Source organism: Acutalibacter caecimuris (genome assembly GCF_034335085.1).
GTDB lineage: Bacteria > Bacillota > Clostridia > Oscillospirales > Acutalibacteraceae > Acutalibacter > Acutalibacter caecimuris.
In genome coordinates this window covers 1-604 of sequence record NZ_JAWXXJ010000097.1, presented here as the reverse complement: position 1 = coordinate 604, position 604 = coordinate 1, and the positions used below count along the sequence as shown (strand labels likewise).

1 protein-coding gene is annotated in these 604 nt (G+C 57.5%); it reads left to right on the top strand.

All coding sequences use genetic code 11. The features are described from left to right. Window positions 1–38: 38 nt before the first annotated feature. Window positions 39–604, top strand: a 566-nt coding sequence (locus U8U01_RS17350; protein WP_496196416.1) for an RNA-dependent RNA polymerase family protein, incomplete at its 3' end; no start/stop codon positions are given.

Below are 604 nucleotides of genomic sequence, written 5' to 3'. Positions count from 1 at the left end.
CACCAATGCCCCAAACACTATACGGAGGGCGAATACTTATGACCAGTGAAGAGCGCCGGGAGGCGCGTTACAAACGCCGCCAAGCAAAACGGGCGGCAAATAGGCAAAAGCGGTGCGAGACGCTTGGCCCGGTGGAAAAGGTTTTTTCTTACGGGGAAATGTTCAAGTACGGCAGGAAGTGCTGCAACGGGGTGCGCTGGAAACAGTCTGTGCAAAACTTTGAAATGCACCTGTTTTCCGGCACAGCCAAGCGCCGCAGGCTGGTGCTGGAGCAGAGGTGGAAGCCTATGAAATGCTCCCACTTCACCCTGCGGGAAAGGGGCAAGGTACGGCCCATAGATGCGCCCCATGTGTCGGACAGGCAGGTGCATAAGACCCTTTGCAATAATGTGCTGGTGCCCCTGTACGGCCCCAGCATGATAAAGCACAACGGGGCCAGCCAGAGGGGCAAGGGCCTGCATTGGCATTTCCGGGAGCTTAAGGAACAGCTGCGCTGGCATTACCGGCGCTATGGCAGGCAGGGCGGGGTGCTGCTTATGGACTTAAAGCAGTTTTTCCCCAGCGCCCCCCATAAGACCATTTACCAGCGCCACCAGCAGCTGAT